Origin of the sequence: Acinetobacter sp. YH16032 (assembly GCF_013417345.1) — a bacterium.
Lineage (GTDB): Bacteria > Pseudomonadota > Gammaproteobacteria > Pseudomonadales > Moraxellaceae > Acinetobacter.
On record NZ_VPEE01000023.1, the window covers coordinates 19,731 to 41,961 of the forward strand.

The window sequence follows — 22,231 nt, forward strand, 5'->3', positions numbered from 1 at the left end:
TGAGATTAATTTTGCAATTGTAAAGCATGGAATTGCAGATGATCATCAATAAAACTTTGGATAAAGAAGTATCCATGATCATAACCCTCGTGCTCACGCAATGTGAGCTTTTGCCCTACGGCTTTACATGATTCAGCAAATAGTGCTGGATTAAGTTGAGCATAAAACTGATCTGCAACACCCTGATCAATTAAAACTTCGTGATATAGAGCACCCTTAGCTTTCACGAGCTCATTCGCATCATGTGCTTTCCATAACTCACGATCTTCTCCGAGGTAAGCTGAAAATGCCTTTTCACCCCATGGGCAAATTGAGGGCGCACAAATCGGTGCAAATGCTGAGACTGACTTGAATAAGTCTGGATACTTCCAAGCAAGCGTGAGTGTACCGTGCCCTCCCATGCTGTGACCAAAAATACCAATCCCATCATCCTGTACAGGAAACGATGTAAGAACTAAAGGATACAACTCCTGTATAAGATACGACTCCATCTGATAATGCTCAGCCCAAGGTGCTTGAGTTGCGTTTAAATAGAATCCAGCACCTTGCCCTATATCCCAAGAATCCCCGACAGCCACGTCGTCACCACGAGGCGATGTATCTGGAGCAATCAAGATAATTCCCAATTGCGCAGCTAAACGTTGTGCGTGTGCTTTGATGACAAAAGTTTCTTCAGTACAAGTCAAACCTGCAAGATAGTACAACGCAATACATTTTTGACCTTCGAGTGCCTGTGAAGGTAAAAATACAGAAAATTTAGTGGGATTTTTCAAAAACTTTGAATTGATCTGATAAACACGTTGTTCACCGTCAAAACATTTATTCTTTTGAACCAATTCCATTGCACTGCCTCACACATTTAATTTTTAAACATCATCGCATATTCGTAAACTGAGCACTATCACTCTGGTGTTCACTACTTACGGTTGATAATCCCACCTGAGGAAATAATCTCTTTTCAAGTTGCGGCAACATAATTTCCATATTCTTACCAATGACCCATTGTGGCTCTGATGGCATAAACCCTTGTGCATTTTCCCAATGTGCAATATTAACTGATGCATCTTCAAAGGCTTCACGTAAGCTATTTTTTTCACGCATCGCTAAATCAAAGAAAGCACGTCCAAAATAAGTCGAGTCTGCATCATTTGAACAACCAAAAGACTCTCGATCTGCTGCAGCTGCAGTAATGACTAATGTATCTGGCGATTGCAACGCTGGAATAAAACTACCAGAGAAACATGATGAAATCACAATGACTCTCCATCTGATCCCTGATTTATCAAGCGTTTGGCGCAACCATTTTGGATCTATGTCTTCCAAATCAATTGGCGTATTTTCCATTTGAAATTGGTTACTCAATCCATGGGAAGTCATATAAAGAAACAGGACATCACTTTCACGATTCATCTGAGCGCCAATACGTTGCAATGCCAAATCAATACTGGTCTTTGACGCAATTGGATATTCTTCGCGAGTTGCAGGATTATTAATTAACGCAATTGAACGACCAAAGGTTCCGAAACGCGTATCAAATTGATCTTTAAATCTTTGAATTTCCAATTTGAATACATCTTGATAACTTGCACCAGCTACGCCCATAAAATACCAATGCGAGTTCGCGAACTCTCCAAATTGGATCTGTTCAAGCGCCTGATTTAATAATCTGCTTTGCGCGTAAAATGATTGTTCTGAAATACTTGGAGGCGCCTCATCTACCTTCCAAATTGGTTGACTTTGTGACGAAATCTGCCACACAAAAAGTGTAAAAAACGTGGCGATCATGATGAGCAGTCGCTCCCACCAAGGCCATTTTAATTCACGCGAAAAAACCCAAACAACAGCTAAACTTTGCCAAACAAACAATAAAGAAAATATGTGCTGTAAATGATCAACAAGGAAATTAGGTTGATAGTCAAAGTTATTAAAATAATATTGGATAAGACACTGAATCAACACAATATGTGTGTCTAGTACTAACCAAAGTAATGCTGGCACTAACATCAAACGTGGATTATTAGTACGCTGTGAAAGGAAAATCCCAACAATTAAAGCAATAAATGGCCAGAGCGCATAACTCACTAATCCTTGAGAATTAAATTCTCCAGCACCATTCGATAACAACCAGCTAAATAAAGAGCTCGCTGAACCTCCAAGAATTCCCCAAAAAATAAGTTGAAGAATTGATGGCCTTACAATCTGTAGTGATTTCCTTGAACCTAAAAATAACCAAATCCCTGCAAGCTGGTTACTTTTTAAATCATGCCAAAAGTTAATTGAAGGTTTAAGGTCTATCATAAGATTACTGTGTAGGTGCTTGGATCAGCTTTTTTAAGTTTATGCTCGGTTAAATAATTATCAATGCTACTTTTAACTATATAACAATTTTTCGATTATTTTTGAGTCATTTACCAAACTACTCAGAAACAATCGTTTGAAAATAGGCATCAAAGCGACATGCATCACCTAACCATTGATGATCAGGTTTTTGTGCATTGAGATAAACAGCATGCCTTGGTCGCTTTACAATAACTCGCTTAGCAACGCTTTGAGCCAATGCCAATAATTCATCACCTAAATCCATCTCTCCATCTTCTGGTAACAGAAGATGTAACAGCTGCATTTGTTTTTTAACTTGCGCTTGTTTTTTAATGGCATTTTGATTTTGGTCGCGCTGTGGAAACATTGGATCTAAATACACCACATCGGCATTGACGAATTGGTTCGCACATTGCTTAAGATAATCAGCGGAATCTGAAAAAACCAGCTGAATACGCGCAACAACACTCTTTAAAAATGGGTCAAGACTCGCTTGTTGATGAGTAGATTCTAACAAAGCATATAAAATTGGATGTCGTTCAACTAATGTAACATTTGCCCCTAAATGTGCCATCAATAAACTGTCATGTCCAAGCCCTGCGGTGGCATCAATGAGCTGAGGTTTTTCAGATAACTGGCATGCCCTTGCAATCATTTCAGATTTCAAGCTAGCACGTTTTAAGCGACCGACTTCGGCTTTCCAATCAGGTTGCATACGCATGCCCTGTGCGCACAGCCACAACCCATCTTGATCAACACAAAGCGCAAGTTCAGGATGATGTCTGAAAAATCGAGCATTCAATTTTTCAACCTCTTCGATTGTTGACTGCACCCCACGAGAAGAAAGCACAGCATTAAAATGCTGTGCTTTCTCAAGAAAATCTCGTTCAGCAAATAAGCGTATTTCGCTTACCATAATTTCCAACCTGTAAATGCAAAGAGAAGGATCACTAAACCTGAAGCAATTCGATACCAAGCAAAAATCATAAAATCACGTTTTGCGACATAGGCAACCAAAGCTCGAATGAGTAATAAAGCTGAGACAAATGAAACAATCAACCCAGTTGTCAACACTGCCCAATCTTCAGCAGTCTGGAACACATCATAGCTTTGATATAAATCTAATAATCCAGCACCAATAATGACTGGAATTCCAAGAAAGAATGAAAATTCGGTCGCTGCTTTGCGGGAAACGCCTAAAAACATTGCCCCGATGATCGTAGCACCAGAACGTGATGTACCTGGGATCAAAGAGAGCACTTGAATTAAACCAATCCAAATTGCATCTTTATAACTGAGCTCTTCAACTTCTTTGACACGTATTCTTGGGGGATTTTTTTCTACCCAAATGATAATTAAACCACCCACAATCAGGCCAATTGCAATCGCGTAGTTATTAAATAATAGCTCTTTTACTGTTTGCCCAAAGGTCAAACCTATTGCAACAATTGGGATTGAAGCCAAGATTAAACCAAATCCGAGTCTTCTACCTTGTGCTTCGCCAGTGACCATACCCGTTGCAGCACCCCATAAGCGCGACCAATATTCATAAATAACCGCTGCGATTGCCCCCATTTGAATGGCAATCACAAAGACATCACTTTTTTCCTTGGTCCAGAAATTCATGAGTTCAGCGGCTAAAATTAAATGGCCTGTACTAGAAATGGGTAAAAACTCAGTAATACCTTCAACGATACCCATAATTGCCGCTTTAAGCAGCAGTAAAAGATCCATAGAAATTCCTAATTATGCTTTGCCTTGTTCTGGAATTTTTTTCCACGCATTGTCACGTAAATAAACGGGTAGTGCGAGATCGGCACTGTGCCAGTGTTTTTTTAAAGCATGTTCACGTGCAATCGTCGCTATATCCTCAGCAGTTGCTTGGACATTTGAATAATCATTTAATTCGGGATGAATACATTTTGTTCCCGAACCAATCATTTGAAACTTTTGATAGGCTGCAGCATTTTCATAATTTAATAATTGCTCTTCATCCACCAACTGCATTAAACCTTGAGCATTTAACTGAAAACTTGCGATGTAGACCTCACTCATTCTTGCATCAAGTACAGCCGTAACTTCTGTCAGTTGATACATTCGATAAGCAGCCTGTGCCAGAGCTTGAAGGGATGAAACAGGAATCACAGGCACGTCATGTGACCATGCAAGTGCCTGAGTGACTGCTGCATTAATACGCACACCGCTGAATGAGCCAGGACCACGACTAAAAGCGATCGCATCCAAATCTGAAACGTGTACTTCAGCTTGCTGAAAAGCTGCTTCAATCATTGGGAGGATAGATTGGGTCTGCGCTTTTGCACGATCATCTAGTTTATAAAAAAGTACTTGATTCTCATCAATTAACGAAACTGAGCACTGCTCATTGGCAGTTTCTAATGCAAGCAATTTCATGCATGCCCCTATAAATCGTTAAAAATGGTGCTAATCATACTCCACTCGAATTATTCCTGCGAGAGCAGATCTGTTCAGATTTAGTGATTATTGAACGCTGGTATCAATCTCAACACTTATATTTAAAATTCAAATTTTTCAAGCTGAGTGAAATTTTTGAAATGATGCGCATAATGCATCGCACTCATTTTGAGTTTAGCTTCTGCAAACTCATCTAATGTTTTAATTACTTTGCCAGGAGAGCCCATCACCAATGAATTATCTGGGATGATTTTACCTTCTGGAATCAACGCATTCGCGCCAATAATGCAATTTTTACCGATTACAGCATTATTTAATATGACGGCGTTGATACCAATCAAACTATTATCTCCAATCGTACAACCATGTAACATTGCTTGATGACCAATGGTGACATATTGCCCAACATTCAATTCAATGCCGGGATCAGTGTGTAAGACGGCATTTTCTTGAATATTACTGAAATCACCAATACGAATTTTGCAGTTATCCCCGCGTATTACCGCACCAAACCAAACACTCACCTCTTGTCCAAGTTCAACATCGCCAATCACAGTGGCATTTTCTGCAATCCATCCATTCCATGGTTGAATCGTCGTTGAAGGGGTTTTGTCTTGAAATTTGTACATCATATGCAGCAATCCTATGCATTTAATATTTTAATGTTGTTTGAAAATTGAAGATTTAAAACTTGGGGAATTGAGCAAAAAGGGCCAGTTTTTTTTATAATTTAAGCCATACTGAAACAACGAAATCAGGATCCTTGCTGTAAGACCCCATATCACCTCATTCTCAACTCTTAAACTTGGAAAATAGATTGATTGCTTAGCCAATCGAACTTCATAAGGTGTTGGGCGAGCATCCATCATTTCGCGGATTGAAGCAAAAAAAATACGATCGATTTCTGTAGGTTGTGGGACAAGCTTCACATTAGGCGGTATCAATCCAACCACAGGTTTTACTAAAACACCCGCTTTCGAGCGCTCTGAAGGCAGATCACCTAGCAACTTTACATCGAACGGATTCAAAGCCGTTTCTTCCCACGCTTCTCGGAGTGCAACAACAATATTACTGGTGTCGTTCGGATCTCTTTTTCCTCCTGGGAATGACACTTCACCCGCATGATTATTCATATAAATAGAGCGACGCGTCAGCAGAATTTTAGGATCATCTTCATTAGTGATTGCAAGTAATACTGCAGCATCAGCTTTTTGAATGCGTTTAGAAAACCTAAGGTGTTGTTGCAGTTGCAATGTTAATGAATGATCCATCATCTTGAATAGCTCGATCTCTCTTTTTTATTCTCATCCCATCATATATGAAATTTTGTGCATAAGGCTATAAATGATGCGAAAGTTATTTTTTTGGGGTATGCTGAATCATCTCATTTTTACTTGACAGCATATGCCTTTTTGCACGGCCTGTGGGCAACCGACGACCGAACAGATTCCTTTAGGTGATCATAAAGTACGCCAAGTCTGTACGCATTGTAAGACCATTCACTATGTGAATCCGAAGGTCATTTGTGGAGCCTTAGCGATTTGGGAAGATAAAGTACTCTTATGTCGTAGAGCGATTGAACCGCGCTATGGTCTTTGGACGCTACCAGCAGGATATATGGAACTCTTCGAGACAATGGAGCAAGGTGCAGCTCGTGAAACTCGTGAAGAAGCTGAAGCTGAAGTGGAAATTGAGCAATTGTACTGTATGTACAATATCCCTCGTATTGGTCAAATTTACGTATTATTTAAATCTCACCTTGTTGAAGGTAAATTTGGAGCTGGTGAAGAAACCATCGAAAGTCGTTTATTTGAAGAACACGAGATTCCATGGGATAGTTTAGCTTTCCCAAGTGTTGAACGAACGCTTCGTCATTATTTTGAAGACCGAAAATCGAATCATTTTCCTACACACTTAGAGACCTTAGGTACTCGACTTGATCAAACAGGTTAAAAAAAACTCCATCTCATAAGATGGAGTTTTTTTGGTTAAGCTTTTCGACCTATTTGATAACAAGGTGTTAAAGCAATTTCAATTGTTCCTGTTCTAAGCTTTGCTAGATTAAGTTGTTCAGTCGTTGGTTTATTCTCTGGAATCGAATTGTACGTGTGTTGGTATGTCGCATGCGTATTCACCCATTCAGCTGCGGCTGTAGAGCCCTTAGTATCCCAACTCGTGATATTAATACCCGCTCTTATGTCATTATTTACGATTAAGTTTTGTAAATTTAAACGTACACCTCCAGATGACACAAGTTCACTATTAGAATCGACTCCAAAGTCTGGTCTGTTATTTAGTCCAGCTCTGACCCCATTTAGGTTCCCAAAAATTGGATTCGCTAGAATCATACGTATTGTCAGAGATTTATCATTTGCAGTTGAATATGTTGTGCCTGTCGTACCAATAATGAATTGTTGAACATCCAATTCATCGGTCATGGTTGAAGTATTCTTAATGCTTGGACAAGTGGTAGATTTTAAACTCGATGCAGTACGATTGGTTCGTATATCTCCATTTTCATCAATGACGATACTCACTGTTTGTGATGGAATCGTTTTATCATTAAAGTTAAACACTAAATCTGCGTATAATGGGAAAATAATTTGATCCCCAGCTTCAACATTTTTACGTGTTTTGAACACTTTACGATCTAAATAGCTCACTGGACTGTATTTTAGAATATCAAGCTTACCTGTATAGCGCTCAGAATTGACATCTTGACGCCACTCCCCATATACCTCAGTGCTTGTAGGTGTATCCTTGCTGCCTAAGAATCCTTGATAAGCATACTGATTACCAGGAATAATGGATTGACCAAACAGAGTTCCTTTATAGATTTCTAATTTGTCATTTGAAGATTCAATACTTTTAAAAACTAAAGGTTTTTGTATTTTTTGTGAGATATTATTCAACCAATCTTTTGAATTAGAAACGACATCTAATTTTTCAGGTGGTACTTGATTGATTAATAATACTCGTGCTAACTCTTCTGAAGTATTACTACCCGTAACAATTGGTTTCCCTCTCCACTGTGAGAGATAACCACTCGCATAACCTTCGCGCGTAGTAATTACGCTCATATCAGCAATTGCTTGATTATTGTTTAGGCTTGAGCCGTGAAACCCTGCGAAATTAGTATTTTGTCCAATAAAGAGTAAGTGATTGGCCTGGTAAATACCCACACTTCTCATTCTAATGATCTGTTGTGCTACTTTTTCCGCATCATCAATTGATACCTTATCGACATCTAACCATGGTTTCAGGATCTGAACATAACTGCCATTTTTGAACTCATTGGCCGTTATATTTTGGCTGATCACTTGAAGCCCATCCAAATTGTCTTTTGACAGCACAACTTGCTGTATATCACCAGGCACATTACTGATTTGATCTACACCTAATGTTTGCAAAATTCGTGTAATTCCGACCATTGCGTTATAGGTAGGATCGGACATATTAAAATTTTCAATTGGCTTACCAGTTAGCCCTTGAGCCATATCTTGCACACCAATCTGAATATAAACATCGCTCATTTTCTTAGGCACAATTGAACCTAAATCGACCGTCCCTAACTCAATTTTTCGAGCACTGGCTTCACCCTGAATATAAAATGTAACTTTGTCTCCCACTTTGCATGAACCAATCGCAACATTAGGATCGAGTTCAGTTCGATAGTGATTCAATTTGTCAGTACTACAATCGAACTTTAGTCCCTCTACAGGATAGTCCAAGACAAATCCCAGACAATTAGCATCATTTGAGGTTAAACAACCATTAGAGGTTGTAACGGAACCACGGTTAGGATCTTCATTTATTTTAGCACTCTCTCCACCACATCCAGTCAATGCTAAAAAAAGCGTGGAAAACGTGAATGGGATAATATTAGACTTTTTCATTATAGTTCTCTTTTATTTGATGGCCTTGAGCTTTAGCTGACCAGTATTCACGAGTTTTTGATTTTGAATATCAATTGATTCGACTAAAGGGGTGAGTAATAAATATCGTGTTTGAGGTGGTTTTTTTAATATACCTTCGAGTGCAGAATAGGTCGTGACGTTGGCTTGAGTATTTATACTTTTAAAACCAGTCGCTCCCTCTAAAATGCAACCTTGCTGATCCAAAAATACTGCAATCGGCCAATAAAAAGTTGGGTTATTTTGAGATGAAGCAAATGATTGAATTTGAATCTGATCAATTGATTCATCTAACTCCACCACCTCGTAAGCAAAACGTTCTTTCAATGGCGCAACTGGCCATAAACCAATTTCACTTTGAGCGCCCTTCAATCGCTTAGCTTTCTGAATTTTTTTATCTTGAAAACATGTATGTTCCAGAGATTCTGCAAGATCTTTTGCTTCAATACGCATGTACGTACTCGATAAAGCCATTGCTTCTTTCGCTGTAGGCTCTGTCGGCTGTAGGAACTGAGATAAAACGGCTTTGGTAATCCCTTTTTGTCGCTCAATTGTTTCAAAACGAGCTGCACCTACACCCTGCGTATCAGGAACTACATAAAACCGTTTTCTTCCTTCCAGATTAAACTCACGATCTTCAAGATATTCATGATCAATGTATTCAACACCATCAATCAGAGTTACAGGACTTCCTGTTTCAGCTTTCAGTGAACCACCTGCTTTTTTGCTATCTGAAATCTGCTCAACACGTTGAACGCTTTCTTTAGAATTTTGATCGTGTGTAGATTTATTTTTTGTTAATGACTGCTCATGTTTCGTATTGACTTTAATCTGTGCAAGATCAATTTTCGTCATTTGATCTTGAGTCTTTTTTTCAACACTCACTGTTGATTGTTCAACATTGTCATTTTGACTGCGCCCAACTGATTTGCTCGCTGTAGGAGCTTTAATACTCGGCTGAGCGATTTCAACCTGTATTTTTTTAGGCTCATCTGCTGGTTTTTTTTGAATGATTTTTGGCTGAATATTTTCTCTTTGAACTGATTTTTGATTTTTAATAGATTCGCTGTTTTGGGCACTAGATGCAGCTCTTTCGATGACAATCGGTCTGCCATCTGGACCTATAATTGTGTAAAAGTCTTGGGCATACAATGTAGGACTTACTAAAAAAGAACCTGCACATAAAACACAACCGAGAGACTGGCTCACTCTTGTTTTTATTTGTTTAAATTGCTCAAGATTTAAGTCCATTACCATCTCGTTCTATAATTTATACCTAAAATCGTAACTTTGGTATTCGTCGATACATTTAAGCCAGCATATGGATTAAGTAATAAATTATCCACGGCGTCTAGATTGGCTAGGCTACTTGATCCCGCTGGAATTCTATCGCGGCTACGAAGGAACCCGACTGATAAATCAATATCTGTATCTTCATCAAAACGGTAACCAATACCCAATCCAAACAATTGTGCATTATTGATTGGTACCATTGTATTCCGCTTTCCATCTGGAATCGCACTTGTTCTAGGTTCATAACCAGCACGGAATTTCAAACGGTCATTGGCAGAATATTCAACGCCAACGCCCCAACTCCATGGAGATTGAAAACCTAGAGGCAGAGATAAAGAAGAGTCTGTCACATCATTAGATAACAGTTTTGCAATCTTCAGAGCAGAAATTTGACGATCGAACTCAAATTTAAACTTATCCCAAGCCGCATAGTCAGTCCATCCCACATCGAAATTTACCTGTAAGTCCGGGAATACTTTGTACTTAATCCCTGCTTGGAAATGTGCTGGATATTCTAAATCCATAGACATTAGACCAGTTTCAATCGCAGGTACATAGTTCGGAAAACCAAGTATTGTTGCCAAAACTTGCCCCGTAGGTGAGGAGTTTAGTCCTTTGATTAATTCTCGGGATGCGTTTCCATTTTCTACAATATATTTACCCTTTAAGCGCATTTTAGCACCGCTTTGGTAAACCAGCCCCAAACCAAACTCTTCAGTAGGTTCCCACAAGACACCTAGGTTGTAGCTTGGAGATAAACTCTGCTCCAGTTCAACATTGATCTTTCCAAAGGTTGAAAATGGATTCATGCCCTCATTGGTATTACATAAGCCGAATAGCAAAATATTCGTGACAATATTGTCATTTCCTCCACGGAAAGGGGCACAGACAGACTCATCCACCATCCTAAGAAGACCTATCATTTCATTTGGAAATCGCAAATCTGTTTTCATGGCAATGGCTTGATAAGACATTCCCACTGAAGCACCAATCGAAAGTTCATCATTTACTTGATAAGCAATCGATGGCGATAAATATGTAATACGCTCCATGGCAACTTGCTGCCCCATGAAGTTACCCGGATTACCATCTTCTGCACCGAAACCTGCAACCAGAGGTGCATAAACTGCAGTAGCGAAAGTAAACTTAGATCCTGGTGGATTGTAGGAGATCCCTCCAGTTGGAGCTGCTACTGGCCATCCTTCTCCTAAATCCACCATTTTTTTCAATACAGGAATATATAAGGATGCGTACTCGACATCACCTCTCACAGAATCCTTAAAATCAGTACAGAGGTTTGATGGATTATCAAGCGCATCATTACAGATTAATGGATCATCAGAATATCCAAAGACGTCATAACCTGATGGCGCGGAAAATTCACGCTGAATATCAAAATTAGCAACTAAGCCTTGAACGTCGGTTTGTAACCCTTTGAGTTTGGTTAAACCCGCAGGGTTAAAGTGAATTGCACTAATCCCGGGTGGATCTGCAGTGACAGCATTACCCATTGATAATGAGCGTACATCTACAGATAAATTCTGCCCAAGGTGTGCAAAGACTTGCGTACTACATCCACTCAGAACAATTGCTGTAACTAAAGGATGCAAACGGAATTGACTCATTTCCGAACTCCTTTAGCTTGCTTTTTTCTTACCGAAGCCAAGTATATCTAATGGGAACGATAGGCCGAGAGACACATCTGGAGAGTCTTCAGTTAAACCGATACCTATCGTTCCATTGACAATCGTCTTCGGACTAACACGTACACCGAGTGCCACCGCAAACATAGAGCTGGTCTGAGTCGCAGGCTCGTAATATTCACCTGTATCATATGTAAATTTGGTACCCATGTTCATCGATTGCTGATAAGACATGGTCAAGGAGACATCATAGTTAAATGAATATGCAAACCCGAACGAGAATCCAGCCGTAACACCGGGTTCAAAAGTATCTAAAACACGGTTACGCCCAGTTAAACCTTCACCTTGAGTATTTCCTCCCCCTCGGATTTGATTTAAGCCAGATTCTTTAAAACCATAATTTGTTGATACTGACGCAAACAATACAACTGGATCAATATATTTTCTTGTACTTGCACCAACACCAACTGAATAATACCCCTTACCTGTTGAGAGATCCGTCAAAGGATTAATTTCATAGGGGCTATCACCTGTTTTTGTCGATAGATTACCAAACAAAATAAGTGGCAAACGACCTTCTTTCAGTGGAAATGGCTCCCAACGCGCCCCTAAACTAATATCACCCAAACCAGCAGTGGTCGTATCTTTGACACTATCAGACTTTGCAACCAATGGAATTGAAGCGTTTAGCGTGATGTTATCTCTTAAACCATATTGCGCTGTGATGGTATTGGTAATCGTATGATTTGCATCTTCATCAATACGAAGTTGATACAACTGTCCTTCATCGATCGAAGCATTTATTTGTGAATCCCGATAGTACGAATAATCAAGATCATAGAACGTTGAAAACTCACCACGCTTAATCAGTGAATATTGTCGCTCATTAGAGGAAAAAACTTCCTGCAAGTTAGTCTCTTGCGTCGCATCACCTTCTTTTTGTTGGAGCGCATTTGCAGCCTGCCCTTCAACACCTGGCTTAAGAGAAGGTGTTGCATCAACATTTTCAGTAGATTCTGCCGTATAACTTAATTGTGCTTGTTCAAGCTCGGTCGCCGAACTATTTTCAGTATTATTTTGAGTATCTTGAGAAATATTCTTTCTGATGGAGCTTCAACTGTTTCGGGTGCTGCATAGACGCCTGTGACAATCATTTGAATACTGATTGCGAGTAGCGTTCTTTTCGTCCATTGATTATTCATTTTACTTCCTACCACAATTCTTCATTATTTGGATTTTGTTTCAATTCAATTTAATTGCATTTAAATTACTTACGTTTATAGTAAAGCCGCATATATGTTGTAATGGGTTGATTATACGTTGGAGATTTGGGATCAAGATCTAATACTTTACGCATAGTTGAGGCTTTATCTGCGATTTTATTCATATAATTTGACGAAAATTGTGCATCAACTAAGGCGTAACGGTTAATTGTTGCATCATCGACATGTCTTAAATCTGTTTCTTGTAATGCCAATAGATCTTTCTGTTGAGATTCAGGAACGTTCACTAAAAATAAGGTATTGTTTTCCCAAATTTCTTTAAATCGTGCTTCATCAAAACTGATATTTCCTAATGCAGGGTCAGCAACATAAACCCTTCCATCTTTATATGCTTTGTATACAACAAAGTGCTTAAAACCTGCATAGTGAATTGGAACAATAGCAGGTTGTGTCTGTTTAATCAGGTCTTTGAATTCACCACGGTACCCCCCACTTTCATAACCTAAAGCAGTGACGAAGCGCTTCATATCCAATAATGAAAAGCTTCTACGCTCAATGATTCGATCATACTCGCCAAATCGCAACAATCCCTCCATGGTTTGTTGTTCTGTCAAATTTAGACCAGCGTGACCATTAAGAACTGTCGTCAACGCCGCAGAACCACAACTATAGTCATACGCTTGACGAACTATTCCTCTAAACTGATTTTCGATAGCCGGCTTGATAGCTACAGGTTCACGGTGATTTTTTGTATAAGATAGATGTCGTGAGTCTGCAATCTCACTGTAATAAACTGCTTCGCGTGGTTTTTCTTTAATTTCGAGAGCATGACTCGCAAAAAAATACATAATTGCAGAGCCTAAAGTAATTTCTATCATAATGTTAACTGTTCTAGTTCGGCGTACTTGCCTTTATGATTCTGTAGTTGGAGTTTGCACTCACATTTATTCTTATATTCAGAATACCTTTTTCATCCTAAAAATACAGTACTTTTACTTTTTAATTTCAAATTCGCAAAATTTAAAAAACGCGTGATCAACACGCGTTTTTTGTATAAAAACTTAGTGACCAGAAATTTTGATTGAAGTGCTACCCAAATTCAAACCTTGAACTTCGATTGAACCGATACTCTTATTAGCTTCACCTAAAGAAACTTTTTGGATGTAAGCATTCAATGGTGATTGAGCTGGGCTGATATATAATCCATCTTTTGTTACACCAATTTTGGCGTCAGCATTCAGGTTTTTACTGCCTGAACTTGTAACTTTCAAGCCCTCGATTCCAATGCTACCACCACCCGATGTAGATGTATCATTAATAGTTAAGCTTGTAGATAAACCACCAGTGATTTCAGAATCAACGACAATCATAGCGCCTTGAGGTGCATTACCTAATTGAACGTTTGCTTTGGTTGCACCCAATGATAATGTTAAACCTGTAATAATTTGTTTTTCAGAACCTTCAACAACACCACGAACATTGTCATCAGAACTGTACGTGCCAGAGCTTGCAACCCCAATAGAACCAACATTGATGTCTAAAGCACCAGTTTCAGCAAGAACATTAAGTACCGCTTGACCACCAACATCTGCGGCATCAACTTTCAACGTTGCTAAGTTTTGAGTATTTCCAGTACCCTTTGAAATCGTTAAACCGTTAACCGTGATTGCACCAGCACCAATTGTTGGATCAGCAGTGCCAGCTGTATTAATGGTCGTATCACCGAATGTCAAAGCGCTATTTGTAAAACCATCATTATCATGAATATATAACTTATCGATTTCGATACCAGCAGTTGTATCAATGGCAATAGTAATACCATCTTGACCAGTCGTTGCGCTGAGTGATGCATCATCCATTGCCTGCATCGCCATAGCATTCACGCTCACCGCCATTGAAGAAACTAAAGCCAATTTTGTGAATAATTTCATTATGTACTCTCCCAAGAGCATTTTTTTCATTTTTTTGACTGCTCTCCGTGTTTCTGAAGTTTTTATAATTTAACGACTGAAACTTCATCCTTGAGCAGTTCGCTTTGCAGTATTAAGTTAACCTTATGTTATCTTATGATCAATATCTGTTAAGAAAATTCGACCTATTCCCGATAAATGGCATAAGTGTGAACTAGTATTAAATGGGTGATGCAAATTTTCTGAAAAGAGTGTAACAAGTCACAAATGGTAAGTGCTTCATTTTTTAAACAAAACTTAAAAATTTCAGGACTAAGTAAAGCTGATTTTTTGCAAAAAATTGGTTCATTGACAGGATTGGTATATCTTGAAAATCAGGATTTACCGATTATCGGATTTTTGCCAAAAAAATATTGCGTTTATATAAACGGCGGATTCAGTCAATTTGTGCGTTGCTCTGATTTTAATTATCAGTATGAAAGCCAATTTTCTTCACTCAAAGATTTTGTTCAATGTAGCGAAAATTCACTTCCAGATTCTGCAAGCCATTATTTCAGAGGCGGTTACATTGGTTACTATGATTATAATTTTGCAGCAAATTTTCAAATCAACACCAAGGTAAAAAAACAACCACAATTGTTTTTTGGCTTGTATGAAAGCTATTTGATTTATGAAAATAATGATTGGGTTTTCTATAGCACTGAACATAATGCCGAGTGCCTTTATACACGATTATTAGACTGTTTTCAGCAATCTAGTCCATCATCATTTCAACTCAGTTCACCCATGCAAGCACGTTGGACTAAACAACAATATCGAACTGCATTTCAACGAGTACAAGATTACATTGTTGCTGGGGATTGTTACCAAATTAACCTAACTCAAGAATTTGTAGCACAAGCTGAAGGTGAGCTACTGAGTATAGCTAAACCTTTTTGGGCACTCACAAATGCTCCTTATGCTGCTTATCTTAAAATTGATAACCTTGAACTTTTGAGCTGTTCACCTGAGTTATTTATCGAGTTTAGACCCAATAAAAAAATGATCACTAAACCGATCAAAGGCACCATGCCACGCTTTAAAGATCCTCAAAAAGACCAAGAATCAAAACAAACACTCATCAACTCTGAGAAAGATAAAGCCGAAAATCTAATGATTGTTGACCTTCTCAGAAATGATTTAAGCATTTATGCAGAAACTGGCACTGTCAAGACACAAAAATTATTTAACATTGAAAGCTTTAATCAAGTCCACCACATGGTCAGTGAAATTGAAGCGACGTTAAAATCCGATGTTCATCAATTAGATGTTTTACACGCAGCGCTCCCCGGCGGTTCAATAACGGGGGCACCCAAAATTCGAGCGATGGAAATTATTGAAGAACTTGAAGAGTCCCCACGCGGTGCATACTGTGGCTCTATTGGTTATTTCAATTTTGATGGTACTGGTTCTTGGAATATTTTGATCCGAACAATTCAAAAATATCAGCAAGATGTGTCTATTTGGGCTGGTGGTGGTGTCACAATCAGTTCAGATTGCGATGCAGAATATCAAGAATGTTTTGATAAGGTTGAAGCCATGCTAAAACTGATGAATCAATGGTACGAATCATAAAAAAGCGACCTATCTGGTCGCTTTTTCAACAACAAAAATTTGCAGCACTCACACTTTTAAAATGTCATTCTTCAAGGTGTCTACTAAACGTTGATTTTGCTCATCTGTACCAATGGTGATACGCAAATACTGATTAATACGTGGTTTATTAAAATATCTTACGATAATGCCACGCTCTCGCAATTCATTTGCAAGCTGACCTGCATCTTTGCTAGGCAGTGTTGCAAATATAAAATTTGCGGCAGAAGGCAACACATCAAACCCTAAGGATTTCAGTTGCTCAACTAACTTTATACGACTAGCAATCACTTTGGCATTTTGCGCTTCGAAATAGGCTTGATCCTCGAAAGACGCCACTGCAGCGGCAATCGCAAAACGGTCCATTGGATATGAATTGAAGCTATTTTTTACCGCTTCTAACGCTGCAATTAAATGCGGCTGTGCAATCGCAAACCCGACCCTTAATCCCGCAAGCGAACGTGATTTCGAAGTTGTTTGACAGACCACCAAGTTGTCATATTTTTCTACGAGAGCCACTGCAGATTCAGCACCAAAGTCTACATATGCTTCATCAATCACAACCACTGAATTTGGGTTCGATTGAAGTACTTCCTCAATTGCAGACAAACCAAGTGCAATACTGGTAGGGGCATTTGGATTGGTGATAATGATGCCGCCATTTGGTTGCTTATAGTCATCCACAACAATTTCAAATTTTTCGTTTAAAGGCAAAATTTGAGTTTTCACACCAAAAAATTGGCTATAAACAGGATAGAAACTGTAGGTAATATCTGGATAAAGAATTGGCAAATCTTGAACAAAAAATGCCTTAAAAATATGAGCTAAAACCTCATCAGAACCATTACCAACAAACACGTGTCCCACTGGAACATGTTGCTGTTTCGCAATTGCTTGCTTTAATTCCGATGCGTCAGGGTCAGGATACAAACGTAAAACATCCGCGCCATTTGCTAAAACTTGTTGTACCGCTTCTACAACTTTTGGAGATGGTGGATACGGGTTCTCGTTGGTATTCAATTTTAAAAGATTTTGGATTTTGGGTTGTTCACCAGGCACATATGGCTCTAGTTCACGTACTTCGGGACTCCAAAAACGCATTTGTTCTACTGTAATATTCATTTTTAAATTCTCTAAATTCCCCTCACTGACTAAGGAGGTTAGGGAGAGATTTTTTAATTACCCTCACCTAACCTCACTTGCATTTCGATTTCCAGCAATGCTTAAAAACAGATTTAGAGAGGAATATTCATACCAAATTTATGGTTTAAATTACTGATAACGATATCGCGCTGAACGAGCGTGAGCATCTAAGTTTTCTTGCTGTGCAAGAATATCTGCTGTTTTCGCTAAAGTTTTCACGCCATCTTCCGAACACATGATTAGGCTTGAACGCTTTTGGAAATCATACACCCCGAGTGGTGATGAAAAACGTGCCGTACCCGAGGTTGGCAATACATGATTCGGACCTGCACAGTAATCACCAATTGCTTCAGGCGTATAACGCCCCATGAAGATAGCACCTGCATGGCGAATACCTTCAGCCATTTCTTGCGCTTCATCTAAACATAGCATCAAGTGTTCAGGGGCAACTTGGTTGATCAATTCTGCACCTTCGGCACGGTCTTTAACTAAAACGAGCGCACCACGATTAGCAATAGAAGTTCGTGCGATTTCTGCTTTAGGAAGTGCTTTTAAGTGCTCTTCAATTGCAATCGCGACATCATGAAGCAGTTGCTCGTCTGGCGTAATAAATACAGCTTGAGCAACAGTATCATGCTCCGCTTGAGACAGAAGATCCATTGCAAGCCATTCTGCATTATTGTCCCCTTCAGCATACACTAAAATTTCTGAAGGACCTGCAATCATATCAATACCTACCTGACCAAATACGGCGCGTTTTGCTGCTGCAACAAAACGATTGCCAGGTCCAGTGATTTTGTCTACTGCTGGAATGGTTTCAGTACCATAGGCCAATGCTGCAACCGCTTGTGCACCACCAATCGTAAATACACGAGTGACACCTGCCAAATACGCAGCTGCCAACACCAATGGATTTAAATCACCATTTGGTGCAGGCACAACCATAATAATTTCAGGTACGCCTGCGACGTGAGCAGGAACAGCATTCATGAGTACTGATGATGGGTATGAAGCCAAACCACCTGGCACATAAATTCCAACACGGTCAAGCGGCGTCACTTTTTGACCTAAGGTGTTACCCAAAGCATCAACATAGGTCCAACCATCTTGTTTTTGTGCCTGATGGAATTCACGGACACGATTTGCAGCCAACTCTAAAGCTTCTCGAACTTCAGTCGTTAAATGATCAAATGCAGCTTTAAGTTGCTCTTGTGTCAGTTCTAAATCTGAAAATTGATGCGCTGGATGTCGATCGAACTGCTGAGTAAGTTTAAGAACATGAGCATCACCATGTTGACGAACATCGGCAATGATTTGGTCTACTGTTTTTAAAAGTTCTGGGTCACTCACGGTTTCAAAAGCGAGCAAGTCAGCAAAGTCTTGCTTGAAGTTTTGATCTTGAGTCGATAAACGTCGCATCAATTTATCCACAATGAAATTAAAGGGAAGCTTTAGTTTACCTGTTTTCTGTTGATTTGTGGGCATCTTCATTCAACCAACTCGTATAGAGATCATTGAAAATAACTTTTGATTAAATTGAATTTTCTTTCCAGCTATATTCTTAAAATTATTCGTTTTTATTCGAGGAGATTATATGAGGATTTTTAAAGACCGAGTAGTCAACGCAATCTGTTTATTTGCGATAGTTTTTACATGCTGCTTAGCACTTTCAATTGTTTTGAAATACTTTTTTAAAGAAGATATAGATATTACGTTTGTGAAAGATATTTTCTCTATTGGAGGGACAGCTTATGTTGGACTTCTAGGGTTAACTTTATATAGTGATTGGAGAGATATAAAACAATATGAATTAGAAGTTGTTAATGCAGATAAATTAATAAAATTGCTAGATAAAATTAAACATCAAGTTGATCAAAAATTTAAATTATTAAAACCCTTATACTTAATTAAAGAAAAATTTATAGCAATCAATGAACTTAACAACTCATCAAATCATTCGTTAGAAAATCCCTTACTCTTAGAATTAGAATCAGAATTCGAACATTTAAATCAAATCTTAGACAAAAAAATTGGTTATGATTTCAAAAAGTTTATTTTAAATTATAACTTTTTTATTTCTGCTATTGATAAAGTCGAACTAGATTACTTATCTAACTATTATGATTTCATCAACGATAATTTAAAAAAATCCAAACACTCTCTAATTGTTGATTTAGATTTTAAAAAATATCCCATCAACAAATCGATAAATAAAATTCCCAATGGTGAATTCTTACGTATAAGATCTGATATATATGATTTAATGACAATTAAACCAATCACAATCGAAATCACTGACCTCTTAATTAAACAAACCAATTCAACTGAAAAAACTTTTGAAACATATAAAAATGATTATTACGAATCTTTAGAGGAGTTTTTTAAAAAACTTCTGGATGTCATCAAGCCCAAATAAAAAAAAACCGCCCTATCAGGCGGTTCTTAAAATAAAGAAACTTAAACAGCTTTAACTTGCTTTGCTTTTTCTCTTTCGTCCACCGCTTTTTCAAGCTGTGCAAGAATCGGATTAAGTAAGGCTTGCTTACGCTTAAAGCTCGCTTTGTTCACAATCAGTCTTGAAGACACTTTGCAAATTTCTTCAAGAGGCTCTAAACCATTCGCGCGAAGTGTATTACCTGTGTCCACGACGTCAACGATGTAATCACCCAAACCAACCAAAGGTGCAAGCTCCATCGAACCGTAAAGTTTAATCACATCTACTTGCTCGCCTAAGCTCGCATAGTATTGACGCGTCAAATTCACGTACTTGGTCGCGATCTTCAAACGACCTTTCGGACGCTCCATACCCACTTTGCCCGCTGTCATTAACTTACAGTTTGCAATTTTAAGATCTAATGGTTCATAGACATTTTGTGCACCATGTTCCATCAGTACATCTTTACCTGCAACACCAATATCAGCCGCACCATTTTCTACATAAGTTGGTACATCAGATGCACGTAAAATTAAAATTCGAACATGTTTATGCGTCGTAGGAAAAATTAATTTACGCGATTTATCTGGGTCTTCTAAAAGATTAATCCCTGCTGTTTCTAGCAATGGCAATGTCTCTTTTAAAATACGACCTTTACTTAATGCTAAGGTTAAACCATGATCAAAATTGCCCATTACGTCAAAATTAGGATCATCGTTTCTCATATCGCTCATTAACTTACTCGCTCACTCGCTTAATTTGGGCACCTAAACCTTGTAATTTTGCTTCAACATCTTCATAACCGCGATCAATGTGATAAATACGGTCAATTAAAGTCTCTCCTTCAGCAGCTAAAGCAGCCAAAACTAAAGAAAATGAAGCACGCAAATCTGTTGCCATAACAGGTGCAGCTGAAAGTTTTTCAACTCCTGTTACAACTGCATCATTACCTTCAACCTGAATATTAGCGCCCATACGTGACAATTCAGGTACATGCATAAAACGGTTTTCAAAAATCGTTTCTGAAATTGTTGCAAACCCACGACCGATTGCATTGACCGCCATCAATTGTGCTTGCATATCTGTTGGAAAATCTGGATGAGGCAATGTACGGAAACTAACAGCCTTAGGACGCTTACCCATCATATCGAGTTCGATCCAATCATCGCCGCGCGTAACTTCTGCACCCATTTCTTCAAATTTATCCAACACTGATTCCATCAGCAATGGATCTGTATGTATCGTTTTAACTCGTCCACCCGTAATAGCAGCAGCCGCTAAATAAGATCCTGTTTCAATACGGTCAGCAACAACTGAATACTCACAACCATGCAAACTTTCTACACCAGTGACGATTAATGTATCCGTATCTAAACCTTCAATCTTCGCACCCATCTTAATGAGCATTTGTGCAAGATCAGTGATTTCAGGTTCACGAGCCGCATTACGGATGGTAGTAACACCTTCTGCTAAAACAGCAGCCATGAGGATATTTTCTGTCCCACCTACAGTGACCATATCGAAAACAACTTCACCGCCTTTTAAGCGACCATCAACTTTTGCATTGACATAGCCTGCTTCGACTTCAATTTCCGCACCTAAAGCTTCTAATGCTTTTAAATGCTGGTCAACAGGACGTGAGCCAATAGCACAACCACCAGGTAAAGATACTTTTGCACTACCGTAGCGCGCCAGTAATGGGCCAAGCACCAAAATAGACGCTCGCATAGTCTTTACGAGTTCATATGGTGCAAATTGATTATCAAGGGTTGAAGTATCAGCGACAACAGTGTCACCTTCATACTTCATGGTAATCCCAAGACCTGCAATTAATTTTACAAGCGTATGAACATCTTTAAGCTTGGGTACATTTCTGAGCGTAATTGGTGTTTCAGCAAGAATCATTGCTGCTAAAAGTGGCAATGCAGCATTTTTTGCACCAGAGATGCGAACTTCGCCTTCTAGTCTTTTACCACCAGTGATTAGAAATTTATCCATTTATTCCTTAAGCTCCGAAAAGACTAGCTTTGCGCCATTCTTCTTTTGTCATTGCGCGTATGGTTACAGCGTGAACTGCACCACTTTTAATATATTCGTTAAGAGGAGCATAAACTGCTTGTTGACGAGCAACTGTTCTTTTACCTTCAAACAGATCATCTACAATACGGAGGTCAAATTTCCCACCTTGTCCACTTACAGCAACATCAGCAGAAGGGAAAGCAGCTTTTAAGATTTCAGTGAGCTGTTCACTATTCATTGCAAAGACCTCTCATGGGACGATCGATTG

The 22,231-nt window shown here is 38.8% G+C and carries 20 protein-coding genes and 1 pseudogene; 3 read left to right on the top strand and 18 right to left on the bottom strand.

What is annotated here, in order from left to right:
* Positions 1–5 precede the first annotated feature (5 nt).
* From fghA to FTV32_RS11685, 7 genes are all read right to left on the bottom strand, one after another.
* A complete protein-coding gene (fghA, locus tag FTV32_RS11655; RefSeq protein WP_180028727.1) occupies positions 6–842 on the bottom strand; it encodes an S-formylglutathione hydrolase in 837 nt (278 codons plus the stop codon).
* Between the two features lie 31 nt (positions 843–873).
* Positions 874–2,298 carry a C13 family peptidase gene (locus FTV32_RS11660; protein WP_180028728.1) on the bottom strand — a complete coding sequence of 475 codons (1,425 nt, stop codon included), beginning with the start codon at positions 2,296–2,298 and terminating at the stop codon, positions 874–876.
* Between the two features lie 118 nt (positions 2,299–2,416).
* Complete coding sequence (locus tag FTV32_RS11665) at positions 2,417–3,235, bottom strand: class I SAM-dependent methyltransferase (protein ID WP_180028729.1); 819 nt, start codon at positions 3,233–3,235, stop codon at positions 2,417–2,419.
* On the bottom strand, positions 3,229–4,053 hold the full coding sequence (locus tag FTV32_RS11670) for an undecaprenyl-diphosphate phosphatase (RefSeq protein WP_035268259.1): 825 nt from the start codon (positions 4,051–4,053) through the stop codon (positions 3,229–3,231). Before FTV32_RS11670 ends, FTV32_RS11665 begins: the two co-directional genes overlap by 7 nt.
* A 12-nt stretch (positions 4,054–4,065) precedes the next feature.
* Complete coding sequence (gene tsaB / locus FTV32_RS11675; RefSeq protein ID WP_180028730.1) at positions 4,066–4,731, bottom strand: tRNA (adenosine(37)-N6)-threonylcarbamoyltransferase complex dimerization subunit type 1 TsaB; 666 nt, start codon at positions 4,729–4,731, stop codon at positions 4,066–4,068.
* A 122-nt stretch (positions 4,732–4,853) separates the two neighbouring features.
* Positions 4,854–5,384: a gamma carbonic anhydrase family protein gene (locus tag FTV32_RS11680; RefSeq protein ID WP_035268256.1), complete on the bottom strand. Its 531-nt coding sequence runs from the start codon at positions 5,382–5,384 to the stop codon at positions 4,854–4,856.
* A 27-nt stretch (positions 5,385–5,411) separates the two neighbouring features.
* The gene (locus FTV32_RS11685) at positions 5,412–6,026 is read right to left on the bottom strand and encodes a CoA pyrophosphatase (protein ID WP_035268255.1); all 615 of its coding nucleotides are present in this window, start codon (positions 6,024–6,026) and stop codon (positions 5,412–5,414) included.
* A gap of 130 nt (positions 6,027–6,156) precedes the next feature.
* Here FTV32_RS11685 and FTV32_RS11690 point away from each other — a divergent pair, with 130 nt between their 5' ends.
* Positions 6,157–6,705 (top strand): NUDIX hydrolase, encoded by a 549-nt coding sequence (locus tag FTV32_RS11690; RefSeq protein ID WP_035268253.1) that lies wholly within the window; start codon positions 6,157–6,159, stop codon positions 6,703–6,705.
* Between the two features lie 35 nt (positions 6,706–6,740).
* Here FTV32_RS11690 and FTV32_RS11695 read toward each other — a convergent pair whose 3' ends face one another.
* The 6 genes and pseudogenes from FTV32_RS11695 to FTV32_RS11720 all read right to left on the bottom strand — a co-directional run bounded on the left by FTV32_RS11695 (position 6,741) and on the right by FTV32_RS11720 (position 14,756).
* A complete protein-coding gene (locus FTV32_RS11695; protein WP_180000168.1) occupies positions 6,741–8,648 on the bottom strand; it encodes a hypothetical protein in 1,908 nt (635 codons plus the stop codon).
* Positions 8,649–8,660: 12 nt separating this feature from the next.
* Entirely contained in the window at positions 8,661–9,917 is a 1,257-nt protein-coding gene (gene filE, locus FTV32_RS11700; RefSeq protein ID WP_180028731.1) for a putative pilus assembly protein FilE, read from the bottom strand.
* Positions 9,917–11,584, bottom strand: a complete 1,668-nt coding sequence (locus FTV32_RS11705) for an OmpP1/FadL family transporter (RefSeq protein WP_180028732.1) — start codon at positions 11,582–11,584, stop codon at positions 9,917–9,919. Before FTV32_RS11705 ends, filE begins: the two co-directional genes overlap by 1 nt.
* A gap of 12 nt (positions 11,585–11,596) precedes the next feature.
* Positions 11,597–12,804: pseudogene (locus FTV32_RS11710) on the bottom strand (hypothetical protein).
* A 65-nt stretch (positions 12,805–12,869) separates the two neighbouring features.
* Positions 12,870–13,703, bottom strand: coding sequence for a C39 family peptidase (locus FTV32_RS11715; RefSeq protein ID WP_180028733.1), 834 nt, complete (start codon positions 13,701–13,703; stop codon positions 12,870–12,872).
* A 183-nt stretch (positions 13,704–13,886) separates the two neighbouring features.
* Positions 13,887–14,756: a DUF6160 family protein gene (locus FTV32_RS11720; protein ID WP_092768589.1), complete on the bottom strand. Its 870-nt coding sequence runs from the start codon at positions 14,754–14,756 to the stop codon at positions 13,887–13,889.
* Positions 14,757–15,002: 246 nt separating this feature from the next.
* Here FTV32_RS11720 and pabB point away from each other — a divergent pair, with 246 nt between their 5' ends.
* Positions 15,003–16,349 (top strand): aminodeoxychorismate synthase component I, encoded by a 1,347-nt coding sequence (gene pabB, locus FTV32_RS11725; RefSeq protein WP_180028734.1) that lies wholly within the window; start codon positions 15,003–15,005, stop codon positions 16,347–16,349.
* Between the two features lie 48 nt (positions 16,350–16,397).
* On the opposite strand, the gene hisC is transcribed toward pabB, so the two are convergent.
* Together hisC and hisD are read right to left on the bottom strand one after the other, a co-directional pair.
* A complete protein-coding gene (gene hisC / locus FTV32_RS11730) occupies positions 16,398–17,489 on the bottom strand; it encodes a histidinol-phosphate transaminase (protein WP_035268929.1) in 1,092 nt (363 codons plus the stop codon).
* A 150-nt stretch (positions 17,490–17,639) separates the two neighbouring features.
* On the bottom strand, positions 17,640–18,941 hold the full coding sequence (hisD, locus tag FTV32_RS11735) for a histidinol dehydrogenase (protein ID WP_171076792.1): 1,302 nt from the start codon (positions 18,939–18,941) through the stop codon (positions 17,640–17,642).
* Between the two features lie 163 nt (positions 18,942–19,104).
* Here hisD and FTV32_RS11740 point away from each other — a divergent pair, with 163 nt between their 5' ends.
* Positions 19,105–19,926 (top strand): hypothetical protein, encoded by an 822-nt coding sequence (locus FTV32_RS11740; RefSeq protein WP_180028735.1) that lies wholly within the window; start codon positions 19,105–19,107, stop codon positions 19,924–19,926.
* 41 nt (positions 19,927–19,967) lie between these two features.
* Here FTV32_RS11740 and hisG read toward each other — a convergent pair whose 3' ends face one another.
* Genes hisG through ibaG form a run of 3 tightly spaced genes read right to left on the bottom strand, consistent with a single transcriptional unit; the run spans position 19,968 to position 22,201 of the window.
* On the bottom strand, positions 19,968–20,678 hold the full coding sequence (gene hisG, locus FTV32_RS11745; RefSeq protein WP_180028736.1) for an ATP phosphoribosyltransferase: 711 nt from the start codon (positions 20,676–20,678) through the stop codon (positions 19,968–19,970).
* 4 nt (positions 20,679–20,682) lie between these two features.
* Complete coding sequence (gene murA / locus FTV32_RS11750; protein WP_180028737.1) at positions 20,683–21,942, bottom strand: UDP-N-acetylglucosamine 1-carboxyvinyltransferase; 1,260 nt, start codon at positions 21,940–21,942, stop codon at positions 20,683–20,685.
* 7 nt (positions 21,943–21,949) lie between these two features.
* Positions 21,950–22,201 carry a BolA family iron metabolism protein IbaG gene (ibaG, locus tag FTV32_RS11755; protein ID WP_180000146.1) on the bottom strand — a complete coding sequence of 84 codons (252 nt, stop codon included), beginning with the start codon at positions 22,199–22,201 and terminating at the stop codon, positions 21,950–21,952.
* Between the last annotated feature and the right edge of the window lie 30 nt (positions 22,202–22,231).